The organism is Howardella ureilytica (assembly GCF_054657495.1).
In genome coordinates this window covers 61,728-79,851 of the sequence record NZ_BAAHYP010000002.1, presented here as the reverse complement: position 1 = coordinate 79,851, position 18,124 = coordinate 61,728, and the positions used below count along the sequence as shown (strand labels likewise).

The 18,124-nt window shown below is 39.1% G+C and carries 14 protein-coding genes and 6 tRNA genes; all 20 read left to right on the top strand.

Features of this window, described 5'->3' with window-relative positions:
- The first annotated feature begins 22 nt into the window (after positions 1-22).
- The 20 genes from feoB (at position 23) to ACYQ1N_RS01515 (ending at position 18,122) form a co-directional block, all read left to right on the top strand.
- The gene (gene feoB, locus ACYQ1N_RS01610; RefSeq protein ID WP_459831938.1) at positions 23-2,446 is read left to right on the top strand and encodes a ferrous iron transporter B; all 2,424 of its coding nucleotides are present in this window, start codon (positions 23-25) and stop codon (positions 2,444-2,446) included.
- Between the two features lie 12 nt (positions 2,447-2,458).
- A complete protein-coding gene (locus ACYQ1N_RS01605) occupies positions 2,459-2,653 on the top strand; it encodes a FeoB-associated Cys-rich membrane protein (RefSeq protein WP_459831935.1) in 195 nt (64 codons plus the stop codon).
- Positions 2,654-3,103: 450 nt separating this feature from the next.
- Positions 3,104-3,178 (top strand) — tRNA-Pro (locus ACYQ1N_RS01600).
- Between the two features lie 9 nt (positions 3,179-3,187).
- Positions 3,188-3,258 (top strand) — tRNA-Gly (locus ACYQ1N_RS01595).
- A 5-nt stretch (positions 3,259-3,263) separates the two neighbouring features.
- A tRNA-Arg gene (locus tag ACYQ1N_RS01590) sits at positions 3,264-3,337 on the top strand.
- Between the two features lie 10 nt (positions 3,338-3,347).
- A tRNA-His gene (locus ACYQ1N_RS01585) sits at positions 3,348-3,421 on the top strand.
- Positions 3,422-3,434: 13 nt separating this feature from the next.
- Positions 3,435-3,506, top strand: a tRNA-Gln gene (locus ACYQ1N_RS01580).
- A gap of 21 nt (positions 3,507-3,527) precedes the next feature.
- Positions 3,528-3,600 (top strand) — tRNA-Lys (locus tag ACYQ1N_RS01575).
- Between the two features lie 355 nt (positions 3,601-3,955).
- Positions 3,956-4,255, top strand: a complete 300-nt coding sequence (locus tag ACYQ1N_RS01570; RefSeq protein ID WP_459831933.1) for an ArsR/SmtB family transcription factor — start codon at positions 3,956-3,958, stop codon at positions 4,253-4,255.
- A gap of 51 nt (positions 4,256-4,306) precedes the next feature.
- Complete coding sequence (locus ACYQ1N_RS01565) at positions 4,307-4,525, top strand: cation transporter (protein ID WP_459831931.1); 219 nt, start codon at positions 4,307-4,309, stop codon at positions 4,523-4,525.
- A 17-nt stretch (positions 4,526-4,542) separates the two neighbouring features.
- Complete coding sequence (locus ACYQ1N_RS01560; RefSeq protein WP_459831929.1) at positions 4,543-6,429, top strand: heavy metal translocating P-type ATPase; 1,887 nt, start codon at positions 4,543-4,545, stop codon at positions 6,427-6,429.
- Positions 6,430-6,645: 216 nt separating this feature from the next.
- Complete coding sequence (locus ACYQ1N_RS01555; protein ID WP_459831927.1) at positions 6,646-7,209, top strand: TetR/AcrR family transcriptional regulator C-terminal domain-containing protein; 564 nt, start codon at positions 6,646-6,648, stop codon at positions 7,207-7,209.
- Between the two features lie 222 nt (positions 7,210-7,431).
- A complete protein-coding gene (locus ACYQ1N_RS01550) occupies positions 7,432-8,850 on the top strand; it encodes a radical SAM protein (protein ID WP_459831924.1) in 1,419 nt (472 codons plus the stop codon).
- A 277-nt stretch (positions 8,851-9,127) separates the two neighbouring features.
- Positions 9,128-10,393 carry a 3-isopropylmalate dehydratase large subunit gene (gene leuC, locus ACYQ1N_RS01545; protein ID WP_459831922.1) on the top strand — a complete coding sequence of 422 codons (1,266 nt, stop codon included), beginning with the start codon at positions 9,128-9,130 and terminating at the stop codon, positions 10,391-10,393.
- Between the two features lie 15 nt (positions 10,394-10,408).
- Positions 10,409-10,897 (top strand): 3-isopropylmalate dehydratase small subunit, encoded by a 489-nt coding sequence (gene leuD / locus ACYQ1N_RS01540; RefSeq protein ID WP_459831919.1) that lies wholly within the window; start codon positions 10,409-10,411, stop codon positions 10,895-10,897.
- 33 nt (positions 10,898-10,930) lie between these two features.
- The gene (thrC, locus tag ACYQ1N_RS01535) at positions 10,931-12,412 is read left to right on the top strand and encodes a threonine synthase (RefSeq protein WP_459831917.1); all 1,482 of its coding nucleotides are present in this window, start codon (positions 10,931-10,933) and stop codon (positions 12,410-12,412) included.
- A 36-nt stretch (positions 12,413-12,448) separates the two neighbouring features.
- Entirely contained in the window at positions 12,449-13,825 is a 1,377-nt protein-coding gene (locus ACYQ1N_RS01530) for a radical SAM protein (protein ID WP_459831916.1), read from the top strand.
- 323 nt (positions 13,826-14,148) lie between these two features.
- Positions 14,149-15,543, top strand: a complete 1,395-nt coding sequence (locus ACYQ1N_RS01525; RefSeq protein ID WP_459831915.1) for a DUF1254 domain-containing protein — start codon at positions 14,149-14,151, stop codon at positions 15,541-15,543.
- Positions 15,544-16,030: 487 nt separating this feature from the next.
- Positions 16,031-17,554 (top strand): anthranilate synthase component I, encoded by a 1,524-nt coding sequence (gene trpE, locus ACYQ1N_RS01520; RefSeq protein ID WP_459831913.1) that lies wholly within the window; start codon positions 16,031-16,033, stop codon positions 17,552-17,554.
- Between the two features lies 1 nt (position 17,555).
- Entirely contained in the window at positions 17,556-18,122 is a 567-nt protein-coding gene (locus ACYQ1N_RS01515) for an anthranilate synthase component II (RefSeq protein WP_459831911.1), read from the top strand.
- Positions 18,123-18,124 lie beyond the last annotated feature (2 nt).

Genomic DNA, 18,124 nt, shown 5'->3' with positions numbered 1-18,124 from the left:
GTTTGTTTACGGAGAGGTAATTATGAGTAAAAGAATCGCTCTTGCAGGCAATCCTAACTGCGGAAAGACAACATTATTTAATGAACTGACAGGTTCAAATCAATATGTCGGAAACTGGCCGGGAGTTACCGTAGAAAAAAAAGAGGGAAAACTGAAAAAACATGAAGATGTTATAATAACTGATTTACCCGGAATTTATTCTCTTGCTCCATATACTTTGGAGGAAGTTGTTGCAAGAAACTATCTGTTGGAAGAAAGACCGGATGTTATACTTAACATAATAGACGGAACAAATCTCGAAAGAAGCTTATACCTTACAACACAGCTTGCCGAACTCGGTATACCGATGGTAATAGCAATAAACATGATGGATATTGTAAGGAAAAGCGGCGACAGGGTAAATATCGGCAAACTTTCCGAAGAGATAGGTTGCAAGGTGATAGAGATATCGGCCCTCAAAGGTGAGGGAATAAATGAAGTCGCATCTGAAGCCGTTAGGGCGGCAGACAAATCAGATTTCAAATCTCTTTTAAGATACAGTTCGGAAGTAGAAGATGTTCTTGAATATATTGCTGACAATCTTCCGGCTGAAACAGAAAAAGCCAAAAGATGGTATTCCGTTAAAATATTTGAACGGGATGAGAAGGTATTGGAATACATAAGGTTAAGTGACAATGTAAGATTGGAAACGGAGAATCTTATTCATGAGATAGAATCCGAACATGACGACGATGCGGAAAGTGTAATTATTAATGAACGTTATAATTATATTTCAAGCATAATTGAAGACTGTTACATAAGAAAAAACAATCTTAAAAACAGTGTTTCGGACAAAATAGATAAAGTTGTAACCAATAAGTGGCTCGGATTACCGATATTTGCTGGTATAATGTTCCTTGTATACTTTATTTCAATGGTTGCCGTGGGAACACCGGCTACGGATTGGGTTAATGACGGAGTATTCGGAGAAGGTTATCATTTATTCGGAAACGGTACGGCCGAATATGACGAAGCAATAACTGAATATGCAAAAGAAAATGTTTGGACTCCTGAGTTTGTGGATGTTGTAGACAAGGCGGCAGAAGCGGGAGTAAGCGGAGCCGATGAAATTAAGGCTGCAATCGCCGATGAGGATTACGGTGCATTCGACGAAGCATATTCTTCATATTCGGCAGCACTTACGGAATCCGGATATGATTTATCAGAAATGTATGATAAAGCCCTGGGAGAGGATGCGGAAGGAGTTCCTGCCACGGAAGATTACGGAATATGGGTTCCGAGCATTCCTACAATAGTAACAAATGCTCTTGAATCTGTTAATGCAGCCCCATGGCTTATTAGTATTATAGTAGACGGAATACTTGCGGGTGTCGGAGCGGTACTGGGATTCCTTCCTCAGATGGCTGTATTCTTTGTATTCCTTGCGTTCCTTGAAGCATGCGGATACATGTCAAGAGTTGCATTTATCTTAGACAGGGTATTCAGACGGTTCGGCTTATCGGGTAAATCTTTCGTTCCTATTCTTATCGGATCCGGCTGCGGAGTTCCCGGTGTAATGGCGTCAAGAACCATTGAGAATGAAAAAGACAGAAGAATGACAATAATGACGACAACATTTATTCCGTGCAGTGCAAAACTTCCTATTATAGCGCTTATTGCCGGTTCCATTTTCAGAGGTGCATGGTGGGTTGCTCCAAGCGCATATTTTATCGGGATCGCCGCCATTGTAACTTCAGGTATAATGCTTAAGAAAACTAAGATGTTTGCCGGTGAAACATCTCCTTTCGTTATGGAACTGCCGGCTTACCATTGGCCTACCGTAGGCAATATAGCAAGAAGCGTATGGGAGAGAGTATGGTCATTTATAAAGAAAGCCGGAACCGTAATACTTGTTTCCACTCTCATTATTTGGGCAGGTTCTCACTTCGGAACAGTGGACGGAGTATTCGGTTACCACAGTGAGATAGATTTAAATGATTCCGTAATCGGCGTAATAGGCAACGGAATAGGCTGGATATTCGCTCCTCTCGGATTCGGAGATCCGGCTGCTACAATTGCAACCCTTATGGGACTTGTTGCAAAAGAAGAGATAGTGGGAGTGTTCGGAGTGCTTGATTTTGAACATCTCGGTGCTCTTGCGGCATACAGTTTCCTTATATTCAATCTTCTTTGTGCACCTTGTTTTGCGGCAATCGGTGCAATCAGAAGAGAAATGAACAGCGCTAAATGGACAGCCTTTGCAATAATATATGAATGCGGATTCGCATATGTGGTTTCGCTCATTGTATTCCAGATAGGCTCGGCATTTACCGGTAACCTTAATATAGTAGGATTGGTATTTGCTTTATTCTTCCTCGCAATTATTGTATATATGTTATTTATTAAGAGATTAAAAGTTGACAATAACTACGATAACAGCATGAAGGTGAGTAAGAAAATTGCATAACGAGGTGATAATATGGAATGGTTTATGAATAATCTTTCTACAATAATAATATCAATAATAGTCTTTGCATTTATTGCATTTCTTGTTTACAGACTTATTAAAGCAAGAGTGACAAATAAATCAATGTGCAGCGGTTGTTCAGGATGTGACAGCGTAAAGACATGCAGTGCCGCGCACAATAAACATATAGACCATATTAAACAATAAATATTATAAAAAATATTAACTTTGCGATACGGCGTTATGAATTCTCAAGAGAGAATCATAAATTCCCGTATCGCATTTTTATTTTTAAAATTATTTATCAAAAAAATTATAAACGGTAAGAAACAGAAATCTGTATACCGAAAGAAATAAAAATTCATGCGGAAAATTTGTGTGAATAAGGAAACAGAAATTTCCAAAATAAAGAAAAAAATTTTCGTGAGTTTTTAAAAATAAATTTTAATTAAACGGTTAAACAATAAAAATACGGCGTAAATCGCCTGTGAACATTGGATTTGCAGTAATTTACGCCGATATTAAAAAAAATTAAAATGTTTTTTTAAAAGTACAAAAAAAGGTGTTGACTTTAATATGAATCTATAATAGAATAACCCTTGTCGTTGAGAGACATCAAGACGACACGACAAAAACTTCTGATGAAGTTGTTATTGTCGGGGTGTGGCTCAGCTTGGCTAGAGCGCTTGATTTGGGATCAAGAGGCCGCAGGTTCGAATCCTGTCACCCCGACTTGTATATGCGGGTGTAGTTCAATGGTAGAACACCAGCCTTCCAAGCTGGATACGTGGGTTCGATTCCCATCACCCGCTTTTGTGTGTCCATAGCTCAGCTGGATAGAGCAACGGCCTTCTAAGCCGTGGGTCGGGGGTTCGAATCCCTTTGGGCACATTTGAATATGGTGGGTATAGCACAGTTGGTTAGCGCGTCAGATTGTGGCTCTGAAGGTCAAGGGTTCGAATCCCTTTATCCACCCTCATATTAATAATGGGCTATCGCCAAGCGGTAAGGCACAGGGTTTTGATCCCTGCATTCGCTGGTTCGAATCCAGCTAGCCCAGTTATGGTATGACCGTATATACGGGCTCGTAGCTCAGTTGGTAGAGCACTAGACTTTTAATCTAGGTGTCCCGGGTTCGAACCCCGGCGGGCTCACTTTGATTAAACTATCACCTTTGAGGTGGTAGTTTTTTTATTCTGATTTTTTATTGCGGCATACTAATCTTAAAGGTTTTTAAAATAATGTATATATAATATTCCGTAATTTTACAATATTCCATATCCCTGTATCAGGGTTAAATTACCGGCTGTTTATCATTACAATCTAATTATTGCACCAATCAGATTTAAATCATATGTTGTGAAGCAAAGTACATTTTAAGGTAATCATATGATTTAAGAGCGGATTAAAACGATGTATAAAAATATTGTTGTATTTGTTATTAATATATGATAATATGTACATATGAACAAGTAATCATATATAATATACACGGTCATGGAGGTGACTATGGATTATGAACACTCAGATGAAATTGCAAATTTGTTCAAAATGTTCTCAGACAAAACGAGAGTAAATATTTTATTTTGTCTCAAGGAGAAAAAAGAATGCAGTGTCGATGAAATTTCTGAGATACTCGGTATGGAACAATCGGCTATTTCACATCAGCTTAGGATTTTGAGACAGGGAAGACTTGTCAAGCAGAGAAAGGAAGGAAGATATTCGTTTTATTCTTTGGATGACCTGCATGTTGAACTCATTTTAAACATGGGCAAAGATCATATTTGTGAAGATTGTATTCATGATTAACAATACGGCGTTGAATATATAATTATTATTTTAATTTTAAGGAGAAGTATTATGAAAAAGAAATTTGTTATAGAAGGAATTGACTGTGCCAACTGTGCTTCAAAAATGGAGGAAGCGATTAATAAAATAGAAGGGGTAAACAGTGCCACAATTAATTTCTTTGCTGAAAAGTTAACAATAGATGCGGATGACGATAAGTTTGAAGATATAATCGTTCAGGCTGAAAAGGCATGCAACAAAGTGGACAGAGGCGTCACAATTAAAAGATAATATTAGGAGATTACGGTATGTCCAAAAAACAAAAAAACCGACTTGCAAGAATAATTATCGGTGGCTGCATACTTGCATTGCTGATGGTCTTGTCACATATGTCGCTGCTGCCGGTCGCAGATGTAAACGGATATAATTTGGTTGAGTTATTCCTGTTTGCGGTTCCTTTTGTAATTATAGGTATAGATGTAATTACCGAGGCTGTATATAACATTTTCAGAGGACAGGTGTTTGATGAGAATTTTCTCATGCTCATAGCAACCGTGGGAGCATTTGTGGTCGGCGAATATGAAGAAGGCGTTGCGGTTATGCTTTTCTACCAAATCGGCGAATTTTTCCAGGATATGGCTGTAGAAAAGTCCAGAAGGTCAATCAAAGAGCTTATGGATATTGCACCCGAATTTGCAAATGTGGAACGTGACGGTGAGATTGTTACAATAGATCCGGATGAAGTTTGCATAGGTGATATTATTGTTGTTAAACCGGGAGAAAAGGTTCCGGTTGACGGCGTTGTAATCTCAGGGGAGTCTACACTTGATACGTCATCACTTACGGGAGAATCAGTTCCGCGAACAATAAAAGCGGATGAGGCCGTAATCAGCGGCTGTGTAAATGTATCGTCAGTCATAAAGATGAAAGCTACCAAAGAATATGAAGATTCAACTGTTGCTCAAATTCTTGAACTTGTAGAAAATGCAGGCTCCAAAAAAGGTAAAACGGAAAAGTTTATTACAAAGTTTGCAAAATATTATACGCCGATAGTGGTATTGGGCGCCGTTGCGTTATTTATAATCCCATCGCTGATAACGGGTGAATGGTTTGAATGGCTTCAAAGGGCATGTACATTCCTTGTTGTAAGCTGTCCGTGCGCGCTTGTCATATCGGTTCCTCTCGGATTCTTTGCGGGAATCGGTAATGCATCAAAACGGGGAATACTTGTTAAGGGAGGAATCTTCTTAGAGCAGGCGGCAAAAATTAATACGGTTGTATTTGATAAAACCGGTACGCTTACAAGAGGCGTATTTGAAATCACGTCAATAAATCCCGTTGAAGGCGTATCAAAAGAAGATTTGCTGAGAATTGCGGCTCATGCTGAGGAAATGTCAACACATCCGATTGCTGTTTCAATTAAAGAAGCATATGAGCAGAGCGGAAATAAAGTGGATATATCCATAATTAAGGATAATAAAAATATTGCGGGACACGGTATTTCCGCCAATATAGACGGAAAACAGGTGCTCGCCGGCAACGCAAAACTGTTAAGTGATCACGGCGTGGAACATGATTATGTTACAAGTGCCGGAACAGTATGTTATTTGGCTTCCGACGGAAGATATATAGGCAACATCGTAATATCGGATGTTGTGAAACCTGAAGCAAAAGAGGCAATAGAGAGCCTCAGAGAAAACGGCGTATCGAATATTGTTATGCTTACCGGCGACAGAAAAGAAGCCGGTGAAAAGGTGGCGGCAGAACTTAATCTTGACAGAGTATATACAGACTTACTGCCCGGAGATAAGGTGACCAAGGTAGAAGAGCTTTTAGAGCATAATGATAAACATCACAGGCTTGCCTTTGTGGGAGACGGAATTAACGATACTCCGGTTATTGCAAGGTCAGACGTCGGATTTGCAATGGGAGCCATAGGCTCTGATGCGGCAATAGAAGCGGCGGATATTGTTATTATGGATGATGACATAAGAAAAATATCCAAGATAAAAAGAATTGCTAAATTTACGTTAAATATAGTAACCCAAAACATTGTATTTGCGCTCTCCGTTAAAATCGCAATATTGATACTGAGTGCATTCGGATTTGCAAATATGTGGATAGCTGTATTTGCGGATGTAGGCGTGGCAATGATATGTATACTTAATTCATTCAGGGCATTGTACAGAAAATAGTTAAATATAATGCGTAATATAATATTTTTTAATAAATCGGCAATTTACTATTGCAATTACAGACAAAAAATATAAAATAGTTGAATAGTTACATAATTATCTTATATGTATATAAATGTAACTATTCAATTTATTTGTTTCTGGAGTTATGCAAAAAATTGAATTTCAGTTTAACGATTACAATAATTATATAAAATGTTTTACGGGGGACCTGCAGTGGCTGATTCAATAATAACCAAAAAAGCAATATCAGACAGTTTTAAAAAAATTCTCAAGGAAAAACCCTTTGAAAAGATATCCGTAGGCGAAATTTGCGAAGACTGCGGTCTTACAAGAAAGAGTTTTTATTATCATTTCAGAGATAAATACGATTTGGTGAGCTGGATATTCAGATATGAATTCTTAGACGAACACGAACAGCTTGTGGGCTACGAGATGATTTGGTTTTTTGACGATCTGTTCAGATACTTATTTAATAACAAATCATTTTATAAGAAGCTATTTGATTCAAACGGGCAAAACAGTTTCCATGATACATTTATCGAATCTCTTTCTCCTTTTGCACACGGATTATCCGAGGTCGTTCTTCCGGACGCAAAAAGGGAAGTGACGGATTGTCTTATAGACTTTTTCTGTGAAGGATTGGCTGCTGCGGTTAAAAGAGGTTTAAACAGCGATATAAGCGGTGAAGAATTTATTGAAGCTTCACATAAGTCCGTAACGGAAACGGTGGTATTTATTCTGGGCTGTCAGTTGGAATTCTCACAGATGGAGGATTGATGTCAGGCGCAAACGGAGATTATTTGAAGCTCTGTTTGCGCTTGTTTTTTATTGTCCGATAAAAGGTAGTTAAAAAGATAACATTTAGCGGTAAAAACCGGTAACAAAGGTATAAATGTGTTTACTAAGTTCACAACAGCATATATTTGTCTAATGAAATAAAGCATTTTCAATCATAGAATACAACACGAGATAAAGAGAGACATTTAGGAGGATAATGAAATGGCAGCAAAAATTGATTTTGCACATAAGGCACAAAGAAAAATGTTCGAAGTAGTTCTTGATGCAGCTATCAAGCACTCAGATTCAGATAGAAGAAAAGCTCTTATGCAGCTTGTAGATCTTATAGAGAAGACACTCGGTGATGTTTGGGGACCTGCGGCATACAAAATGTTCAGAGACATTTTCTCAGATCCTGACAGCAAGTGGATGAAATATGCCAACAGCTTACTTGATGACGTACATCCTAACATCATCAAGGGTAAAGGTCTTAATACAGGTCTTGAAGCCGGATTCAGAGGTTTCCATATCGCTCAGGAACAGAAAAAGAAGCATGGTGTTTCAATTCCATGGTTAGTTCTTATCGATCCTACAAGTGCATGTAACTTAAAGTGTACGGGATGTTGGTCAGCTGAATACGGTCATTTGATTCAGCTTTCATACGAAGATCTCGACAGAGTTATTACAGAGGGTGAGGAACTCGGTATTCATGCATGGCTTATGACAGGCGGTGAGCCTCTTATCCGTAAGAAAGATATCTTAAAGCTCGCTGAAGCTCATCCATACAGCTCATTCCACCTTTTCACAAACGGTACACTTATCGATGATGAGTTCTGTGAAGAAGTTGTAAGACTCGGTAACATCGCTCCTTCAATCTCACTTGAAGGTTTCGAAGAAGTTAACGACTTAAGAAGAGGTAAGGGTGTATTCCAGAAGGTTATGCGTGCCATGGATATCATGAAGAAACATAAACTTCTTTTCGGTACATCAATTTGCTACACAAGTGCAAACTACAAGACTGTTACATCAGACGAATTCCTTGATATGATCATTGCCAAGGGTGTTAAGTATACATGGTACTTCCACTACATGCCTGTAGGTAACGATGCATCTACGGATCTTCTCCTCACACCTGAGCAGAGAGAGTATATGTATCACAGAGTAAGAGAAATCAGAAAGGGCGACGGCGGTAAGCCAATCGTTGCTGTTGATTTCCAGAATGACGGTGAATTCGTTTCAGGATGTATTGCCGGCGGTAAGTACTACTGTCATATTAACCCTAACGGTGACGTTGAGCCATGTGTATTCATTCACTACTCAACAGCCAATATCCATGACATGAGCCTTCTTGATTGCTTAAAGCAGCCATTATTCAAGACATATCAGGCTAACCAGCCATTCAACTCAAATCACTTAAAGCCATGTCCAATGCTTGAGAACCCTGAGAAGCTTGTTCAGATGGTACACGAGACGGGAGCTAAGTCTACTGACTTACAGTCACCTGAACCTGTTGAGCATCTTTGCGGCAAGTGTGAGAACTACGCTGCAGAATGGGAAGCAACAGCTGATAAGCTTTGGGAAACAGGACATCTTGTAAAAGTTAATTCAGAAGAGTATAAAGAACTTCATAAGAATGACTAATTTAATTCCTTAATTAGAATATGAAAGCACCTCTATTACGCATTCTGATGTGTACTGAGGTGCTTTTTTGGGGATATTTATTTAAACATTTAAATATTTGCATCCTGATTGCATATTTTGATGTATAAGTTTTTACACAATCTGTTGTTTCTGTGGCTATATTTATAATATAATGCCATAATCGGAAAATCAGACGGATATTAAGCAAATCTCCGTAGTTGCTTAATAATTTTTTATAGTATACAATGAAAAAATGCAAAAAAGGAGGATTCGAGTTATGGGAATGACAATGACTCAAAAAATATTGGCTAAACATGCCGGACTTTCAAGCGTTAAGGCAGGAGATTTAATAGAGGCCGACTTGGATTTGGTATTGGGAAATGATATTACATCACCCGTTGCAATTAAAGAGTTGGCTAAATTTGAGAACAAAGAGGTTTTTAATAAAGATAAAATTGCTCTGGTACCCGATCACTTTGTTCCTAATAAGGATATTAAATCTGCAGAACACTGTAAGATGGTCCGTGAATTTGCCAAAGAAAATAACATTACCAATTACTTTGAAGTAGGACAAATGGGTATAGAACATGCGCTTCTCCCGGAAAAAGGACTTGTTGTATCAGGAGACGTGGTTATCGGCGCGGATTCTCATACATGCACATACGGTGCACTCGGAGCGTTTTCTACAGGTATCGGTTCAACTGACATGGCTGCCGGAATGGCAACCGGTAAGGCATGGTTTAAAGTACCCGAAGCCATTAAGTTCAATTTAACCGGAGAACTTCCTAAGTGGGTAAGCGGTAAAGATGTAATACTTCATATTATAGGTATGATAGGCGTGGACGGTGCGCTTTACAAATCAATGGAATTCACGGGTCCCGGAGTTGCGACTCTCTCCATTGATGACAGATTTACCATTGCAAACATGGCAATTGAAGCCGGTGGAAAGAACGGTATATTCCCGGTAGATGATGTTACAAGAGCATACATCGCCGAACACTCCGACAGAGAGCCGGTTGAATATACGGCGGACGATGACGCGGAATATTCTGCGGTATACGACATTAACCTTTCAGAACTTACGCCTACTGTTTCATTTCCTCATCTTCCGGAGAACACTCATACATTTGACAGCATCGGAGATATTCCTATTAATCAGGTTGTTATCGGATCATGTACAAACGGACATATCCAGGATATGAGAGAAGCTGCGGAAGTAATGAAAGGCAGAAAGATTGCGGACGGAGTTCGTGCAATTATAATACCTGCCACTCAGCAGATTTATTTACAAGCCATGGAAGAGGGACTTATTAAGACCTTTATCGAATTTGGCGCAGTAGTAAGTACTTCAACATGCGGTCCGTGTCTCGGAGGATATATGGGAATTCTTGCGGCGGGTGAGCGTTGTGTTTCCACAACCAACAGAAACTTTGTCGGAAGAATGGGACATGTAGAATCTGAAGTATACCTTGCAAGCCCTGCTGTTGCCGCAGCAAGTGCTGTTACAGGTAAGTTATCACAGCCGGCTGAGCTTGGATTATAACGGTAGGAGGAGCTAATGGAAGCAAAAGGTTATGCTATAAAGTACGGTGACAATGTAGATACGGATGTAATTATTCCCGCAAGATATCTTAATTCATCAGATCCCGCGGAACTTGCATTACATTGTATGGAAGATATTGACAAGGATTTTGTCAATAAAGTTAAAAAGGGCGACATAATGGTCGGCGGTAAGAACTTCGGATGCGGATCTTCAAGAGAGCATGCTCCGATTGCGATTAAGGCCTCGGGAATAAGCTGCGTTATTGCGGAGACATTTGCGAGAATATTCTACAGAAATTCAATAAATATCGGTCTTCCGATTATGGAATGTCCGGAAGCTTCAAGAGAAATCAAAGAAGGCGATGAAGTTGAAGTGGATTTTGATTCAGGTATAATTACCGACAAAACAACGGGCAAGACATACAAGGGACAGGCTTTTCCGCCGTTTATGCAGAAAATTATAAATGCAGAAGGTTTAATCAATTACATCAACGCCAAAAAATAAGAATTACCGTGTTTAATACCATCGGAGGAATATATGAATTACACAAGTACCAGAGATAATAAGGTAAGTCTGAGCGCATCAAAGGCTATTTTACAGGGCTTATCCCATGACGGAGGTTTATTCGTTCCTGAAGTTATGCCTAAGCTCGGCGTTTCATTGGACGCTCTTACGGAAATGAATTACCGTGAAGTTGCATATGAAGTTATGAAGCAGTTTTTTACGGACTTTACGGAGGAAGAATTAAAATACTGCATCGACAGTGCATACGATAAGAAATTCGATACGGATGAAATTGCTCCGCTTGTTGAACTTAAGGACGAATACATATTGGAGTTGTTCCACGGTAAGACCATTGCTTTCAAGGACATGGCTTTATCCATACTTCCGTATCTTATGCAGGTATCGGCAAAGAAGAATAATGTAAATAATGAAATCGTAATTCTTACGGCTACTTCAGGAGATACGGGAAAGGCGGCTCTTGCCGGCTTTGCCGATGTTCCGGGAACAAGTATAATTGTATTTTATCCGAAAGACGGTGTAAGTCCGATTCAGAAGCAGCAGATGCTTACTCAGGAAGGAGATAATACAAACGTAGTCGGAATCGAAGGAAACTTTGATGACGCACAGACAGGCGTTAAGAAAATCTTTAATGATAAAGAACTTGCGGAGAAAATGAATAAGAACGGATATCAGTTCTCATCAGCCAATTCGATTAATATCGGAAGACTGGTTCCACAGGTGGTTTATTATTTCTATTCATATAAGACTCTATTAAAGAACGGTAAGATAAAAAGCGGCGACAAGGTAAATTTTGTTGTTCCTACAGGTAATTTCGGAAATATTCTCGCTGCATATTATGCAAAGGAAATGGGGCTTCCCGTTAACAAGCTTATATGTGCTTCAAACGAGAATAAAGTACTTTATGATTTCTTTAAAAACGGAACATACGATAAAAACAGAGAATTCATTCTCACTTCTTCTCCATCCATGGACATACTGGTATCAAGCAATCTTGAAAGATTAATATATTTCATGACGGGAAGGGACGCTGAAAAGACAAAGGAATATATGGATTCTCTTTCGTCAAAGGGAGTTTACAGCGTTTCTGCCGAAAGCTTTGCAAATGCAGGAGAATTCTACGGCGGTTTTGCAACAGAAGATGAGGACAAGGCCACGATTAAGGCTGTATTTGAGAAAGAACATTATGTCCTTGACACCCATACTGCGGTAGCGGTAACAGTTTATAACAAATATGTTGCGGATACGGGGGATAAAACTCCTACGATTGTTGACTCAACGGCAAGTCCGTATAAGTTTACAAAGAGCGTTATGGAAGCGATTGACCCTAAATATGCCGATAAGGGCGATTTCGAATTGGTTAGCGAACTGGAAAAGATATCGGGAGTACCTGTTCCAAAGGCAGTATCGGAGATTATTACGGCGCCTGTCCGTCATAACAGAATATGCGCCGCGGATAAGATGAAAGAAGAAGTGTGTGATATTTTAGGTATTTAACAAACACACAGCATAATTATTTAATGAGGCTATATAATGTCAAAGATAGATTTCGCTCATAAAGCACAAAGAAAGATGTTTGAAGCTGTTCTTGATTCGGTTATCAGACATTCACATTCTGATAGAAATAAGGCTATTAAGCAGCTTGTCGATCTTGTAAAAAAGACTATGTACGACATTTGGGGTCCGGCTACATATGAAATGTTTGGTTTCAGTTCTTCGCCGGACAGCAAGTGGATGAAGTATATTGACAATCTGCTCAACGACGTGCATCCAAACATTATAAAGGGAAAAGCTCTTAATACGGCATATGAGGCCGGATACAGAGGATTCCGTATTGCACAGGACCTTAAGAAGAAACATGATGTATCCATACCTTGGATTATTCTTATCGACCCTACAAGTGCATGTAATTTAAAATGTACGGGATGTTGGTCTGCTGAATACGGAAACCTTATTCAGCTTTCGTATGAAGATCTTGACAGGGTAATTACGGAAGGAGAGGAGTTGGGTATATATGCCTGGCTTATGACGGGAGGAGAGCCTCTTATTCGTAAGGCGGACATTCTCAAACTTGCGGAAAAACATCCGTACAGCTCATTCCATATATTTACCAACGGCACACTTATTGATGACGCATTCTGTGAAGAAGTTGTCAGATTGGGAAATATTGCTCCTTCAATATCTCTTGAGGGATTTGAGGAAGTAAACGATCTCAGAAGAGGAAAAGGCGTATTCCAGAAAGTTATGCATGCAATGGATATTATGAGAAAGCATAAGCTTCTCTTCGGTACATCCATTTGTTATACAAGTTCTAATTATAAGACTGTAACATCAGATGAATTTTTGGATATGATTATTTCAAAAGGCGTTAAATATACATGGTATTTCCACTACATGCCTGTAGGAAATGACGCTTCAACGGATTTGTTGCTCTCACCTGAACAGAGAGAGTATATGTATAACAGAGTAAGGGAGATAAGAGGCGGAAAAGGCGGTAAGCCTATTATTGCCGTTGACTTCCAGAATGACGGTGAATACGTTTCGGGATGTATAGCAGGCGGTAAGTATTACTGTCATATTAATCCTAACGGTGATGTGGAACCTTGCGTGTTTATACATTATTCATCCGCCAATATTCATGACATGAGCCTGCTTGACTGCTTAAAACAGCCGTTATTTAAGGCTTATAAGGACAATCAGCCGTTTAACCCTAATCATTTAAAACCGTGTCCTATGCTTGAGAACCCTGAAAAGCTTGTTCAGATGGTTCACGAGACAGGCGCTAAGTCTACGGATTTACAGTCGCCTGAACCTGTTGAGCACCTTTGCGGTAAATGCGAAAATTACGCAGCTGACTGGGAAGCGACGGCTGACAGACTGTGGAATGCGGGTCATCATGTTAAAAAGTAATTGAAATCGGACAGAAAGAGTTTTAAATTTCGTATTCGGTTTATGCATTACATATTAAAATTATGTGGATTAACTTAATGTTTTAGTTCATTTTTAAGAGACTGTAGTACACAGTCTCTTTTTGTTTGCCCTGATAATTTTATTATTTGGAAAAATAATATCGTAAATTATGCAAAACATTACCCGGAAGAATCGGAGAATAAATTACACCCGGTCAGAGACTTATTTGTTTTTATAAGTACCTATTAGGTTAGATATAACGGTACGGTTGTGGTATAAGAAAAAGGCAAACCACGTAAATTACGATAAAAGGGAGGATATATATGAAAAAAAATTTGTTTTTGGCACATTGTATGGATATACCGCTTGCAGGATGTACAGGATCAAATTATCCCGAAACTTCGGGAGGCGGAAGTTCTTCGGAATGTATGCAGCAATCTGATGTAATGTCTGTTTTAAAAGAAGCGTATATTTATGCATTTCCTCTCGTACTTATGGATGCAACAAAGACTGTTTCAATAAATACAGAAAGGCCGGGAAACGGTAAGGTTCCGATTAATCAATTTTTGCACGGAGACAATACGGCAGATGCTGAATTTAAAACAGTTGTAACTCCGAATGTTGACACAGTGTACAGTCAGGTATGGCTTGATCTCAGCGTAGAACCTTTAATATTTACAATGCCCGATACAGACAGATTTTTTAATGTGCAGTTGTTGGATGCATGGACAAATACGGCAGATGTACTTACAAAGCCCGGATCCTATGCAATAACATCCCCCGTATGGAACGGCATATTGCCTCAGGAAGTTACAAGAATAAATATACCTACAGATACGGCATGGTTTATAGGAAGATGTATACTTAAGAACAGATATGACATTGATAACGTAACGGAAATACAAAACAAAATGTCATTAGTCCCGTTGTCTGCATATATTTCTGAGAAGGAATATAAAGCACCCGAAGGTACTTATAAAAAAGAAAATGATTATGTTCCGGTTGACAAGGTGTTTTCAATGGGATTTGAAGAATTTTTTACAAAAGCCAACGAATTAATGATACAAAATCCTCCGTCAAAAGAAGATAAGGATATACTCAAAAAAATATCGGCAGTTAATGTCGGTCCCGGTCTTAAATTTGATAAAAAAATTTTAGGAGCGGACGTGCCATTGCTTTGGAGTGATTTTATCAAAGGACTGAAAGATGAATTAATACGAAAGGGCTCGAAATTTTCGGTAAAAATGGGACAGTGGAGTTATTTCGGACGTCCTATAGGAGATTTCGGAACGGAATATGATTATCGTGCAATGATAGCTCTCGGAGGATTGGGAGCAAACACATTAGATGTAGCGCTGTATGCTAAAACAGATACGGACGATACGGGAGAAAGGATGAGCGGAAAGCATACATATCGTATACATTTCAGTTCGGTGCCACCCGTACTTGAAAAAGGTTTCTGGTCGGTTACGGCGTACGGAAGCGACGACTTTCTTATAGACAACCATTTAAAACGCTATTGCATTAATGACCGTTCATACTATGCGATTAATGACGACGGAACATTCTATATTACGGTTTCTGCCAATGAACCTGAAAATGTATCAAACTGGCTTCCGGTAAATGAAGATGAATTTCATTTATATATGAGAATATATTATCCTGATATGGATAGAATCAATAAATGGACAGCTCCGGTTATAACAGTTAAGGAGTAGACAGTTAAAATATACGGTTAACGGATTTTGCAGTAAGTATTTTTTAAGATACAAATTGTCGGATTTATTGACATATGTTAATTTTTCTGCTACCATACCAAACAAATTAAATGAATAACATAAACCGTTGATGCGGAGATAACGTTAAGATATGTGCTTACAGAGAGTTCGGGCAGGTGAGAGCCGGGCAGTAACAGCTTTTCAAATGGACCGCTGAGGGTGCAGTCAACAGCATTTATATGCCCAGTATTCTGCAACGTGATGTGAGCGTTAATCACAGGGAGTATGATGGTACTCCGTTAAGTGCGCGACTGATGTCGTGAATTCAAGGTGGCACCGCGGGAATAAAATCCCGTCCTTGACAAACCTTTGTTTGTTGAGGACGGGATTTTTTGTTGTTTTCAAAAACAATGTTCTCTTCAAAACGGCAATGTATTACATAAATTACACTAATTAAAATTACTTATTATTTATAAAAGGAGCACATATGTCAGACATTAATTCTTTTTATCCGTCAGAAACTTATCCGACGGCAAGTGAGGTAAAGAAGTATTTTGAAAACAAAGATTACGGAAGAATTCCCATATGTATGGAAATATTAAGCGACAGCCTTACACCTGTCGAAGCGGTAAGAAAAGCAAAGGCCGTATACGATCACGTGTTTTTATTTGAAAGCGCAGACAATACCCACAGATGGGGAAGATATTCATTTATCGGATTTGAACCGGAAACGGAAATCACATGCCTTAACGGAGAAATGACAATTTCTCAAATGGAAGGAAATAAAAGAACGGATGTAAAAAAAATACAAGTGGCTCATCCCGGAGATAAAATAAGAGAAATCATAAAACAATACAGGAGTCCGATGATTCAGGGATTTCCGCCTCTTTCGGGGGGACTTGTGGGATATTTTTCATATGATTACATAAAATATGCCGAACCGAGTCTTAAGTTCTCAAACAAAAAGGGAGAGGGCTTCAGGGATGTTGACCTTATGTTATTCAATTCCATGGTTGTATTTGACAATGATGAACAAAAAATAAAACTTATTACCGGAGTTAACAGACCGGACGGAAATGAATCAATTGACGATTTATATGCAGACGCCGTTGAAAGATTAAAGAAAATGGCGGAACTTCTCGGAAGCGACAAACGCCACATATTTGAAAAGCTTACATTAGACGGTGAACTTACGCCTGAGTATGACAAAGAAAGATTTTGCGAAATGGTCAATAAGGCAAAACATTATATAAAAGAGGGAGACATATTTCAGGTGGTACTTTCCAATCCTCTTACGGCAAAAGCGGAAGGTTCACTGTTTGATACATACAGAATATTAAGGACGACCAATCCTTCTCCTTATATGTTTTACTTCTCGAGTGACGATGTTGAAATTGCCGGTGCATCTCCGGAAACACTTGCAAAGCTGGAAAACGGAGAAGTATATACATTCCCTCTCGCGGGAACAAGGAAAAGAGGTTCTACACCTGCGGAAGACAAGATCATAGAAGAAGAACTCTTAAGTGATGAAAAAGAGTGTGCGGAACACAACATGCTTGTGGATCTGGGACGAAACGACATAGGAAAGATTTCAAAGCCGGGAACTGTGAAAGTTGAAAAATATATGGCGATTGAGAGGTTTTCACATGTAATGCACATAGGTTCCACGGTTGTCGGACAGATAAGAGACGACTGCGATGCCGTAAATGCAATAGATTCAATCCTTCCCGCCGGTACTCTTTCGGGAGCTCCTAAAATAAGAGCATGTGAAATTATTGAAGAATTGGAAGAAAGAAAGCGCGGTATATACGGCGGTGCCGTAGGATATATTGATTTTGCGGGCAATCTTGATACGGGAATAGGAATAAGACTCGTTTATAAAAAAGACGGCATGATTTGCGTCAGAAGCGGAGCCGGAATAGTATATGATTCCGTTCCGGAGAACGAGTACATGGAAGGAATAAACAAGGCAAAAGCCGTTGTGGAAGCAATAAAGAAAGGAAGTAATTGATATGGTTTTGCTGATAGATAATTATGACAGTTTTTCTTACAACTTATATCAGCTTCTTGCTTCATTCAGAGATGACATAAAGGTCGTAAGAAATGATGAGATTACGATTAATAATATTAAAGAACTTAATCCGGAAGCAATATTTTTAAGTCCGGGTCCCGGGAAACCGAAAGACGCCGGAATATGTGAAGACGTGGTTAAGGAGCTTAAGGGATTATATCCCATACTGGGAGTTTGTCTAGGACATCAGGCAATTTGCGAGGCGTTCGGAGGAACAGTAAGTTATGCAAAGGAACTGATGCACGGTAAAGTCTCCTTTGTAAAAAGTGAAAACAGTAAGATATTTGACGGAATAGAGCAGCCGTTTAAAGTGGCAAGATATCATTCTTTGGCGGCAGTGGAAAGTACTTTACCGGATGAATTAAGGGTTACCGCAAGAACCGAAGACGGCGAAGTAATGGCTGTTGAGCATAAAGATTACAACATAGTCGGGCTGCAATTTCATCCGGAATCCGTACTTACGCCGGACGGACATACAATGATAAAAAATTTTTTTGAAACTTTATAAAA

Bases quoted from the DNA above. Each gene is read 5' to 3' on its own strand.
- feoB (WP_459831938.1), top strand. From the start codon at position 23: ATGAGTAAAAGAATCGCTCTTGCAGGCAATCCTAACTGCGGAAAGACA.
- ACYQ1N_RS01530 (WP_459831916.1), top strand. From the start codon at position 12,449: ATGTCAAAGATAGATTTCGCTCATAAAGCACAAAGAAAGATGTTTGAA.
- ACYQ1N_RS01525 (WP_459831915.1), top strand. From the start codon at position 14,149: ATGAAAAAAAATTTGTTTTTGGCACATTGTATGGATATACCGCTTGCA.
- leuC (WP_459831922.1), top strand. From the start codon at position 9,128: ATGGGAATGACAATGACTCAAAAAATATTGGCTAAACATGCCGGACTT.
- ACYQ1N_RS01560 (WP_459831929.1), top strand. From the start codon at position 4,543: ATGTCCAAAAAACAAAAAAACCGACTTGCAAGAATAATTATCGGTGGC.
- leuD (WP_459831919.1), top strand. From the start codon at position 10,409: ATGGAAGCAAAAGGTTATGCTATAAAGTACGGTGACAATGTAGATACG.
- ACYQ1N_RS01605 (WP_459831935.1), top strand. From the start codon at position 2,459: ATGGAATGGTTTATGAATAATCTTTCTACAATAATAATATCAATAATA.
- ACYQ1N_RS01550 (WP_459831924.1), top strand. From the start codon at position 7,432: ATGGCAGCAAAAATTGATTTTGCACATAAGGCACAAAGAAAAATGTTC.
- thrC (WP_459831917.1), top strand. From the start codon at position 10,931: ATGAATTACACAAGTACCAGAGATAATAAGGTAAGTCTGAGCGCATCA.
- ACYQ1N_RS01570 (WP_459831933.1), top strand. From the start codon at position 3,956: ATGGATTATGAACACTCAGATGAAATTGCAAATTTGTTCAAAATGTTC.
- trpE (WP_459831913.1), top strand. From the start codon at position 16,031: ATGTCAGACATTAATTCTTTTTATCCGTCAGAAACTTATCCGACGGCA.
- ACYQ1N_RS01565 (WP_459831931.1), top strand. From the start codon at position 4,307: ATGAAAAAGAAATTTGTTATAGAAGGAATTGACTGTGCCAACTGTGCT.
- ACYQ1N_RS01515 (WP_459831911.1), top strand. From the start codon at position 17,556: ATGGTTTTGCTGATAGATAATTATGACAGTTTTTCTTACAACTTATAT.